Raw genomic sequence first — 593 nt, forward strand, 5'->3', positions numbered from 1 at the left:
CATTTCCTGAAATAGCTAGAATCAATTCATTACTCATAACGGATCTCCTTTAAATATAAGCCATTTGGCGCTGCTGTAGGACCTGCTAGATTGCGGTCCTTCTTTTCTAAAATTAGATCGATCTGCTCGATCGGCATCCGATCATTTCCAATCTTCAACAAAGTTCCCACCATATTGCGGATTTGCTTGTAGAGAAAGCCATTGCCCGAAAAGGTAAAGACAAGGCGATGATGTTCTGCATCCTCGACCAAGCGAGCCTCTGTAATCGTACGAACCTTGTCTTCCACACTGGTTCCTGAAGCTGTGAAACCGGTGAAATCATGGGTTCCCTCCAACTTTTGGATGGCCGCTTGCATCTTTTCCACATCCAAAGGATACGGATAGTGGGTGGCATAGTGGCGCATCATGGGATTCTTGGGACGACCATAATCCACGATGAATTCATAGGTCTTGCTGTGCTTCTTGTAGCGTGAATGAAAGTCAGCCGCTACTTGCTCCACACGGATGAAATCAATATCCTCTGGGGTTTGGGTATCGAGGGCAAAGCGGAGCTTCTCCTCGTCCCGCGCTTGGGGGAGATCAAAATGAATCAC

At 47.0% G+C, this 593-nt stretch carries 1 protein-coding gene; it reads right to left on the reverse strand.

The window, feature by feature from the left end; all coding sequences use genetic code 11:
* Positions 1-29: 29 nt before the first annotated feature.
* Positions 30-593, reverse strand: a 564-nt coding sequence (locus tag SPADD19_RS07215) for a tRNA pseudouridine synthase A (RefSeq protein ID WP_061455649.1), incomplete at its 5' end; no start/stop codon positions are given.

It is taken from the genome of Streptococcus parasanguinis (assembly GCF_001578955.1).
GTDB classification, from domain to species: Bacteria; Bacillota; Bacilli; order Lactobacillales; family Streptococcaceae; genus Streptococcus; species Streptococcus parasanguinis_U.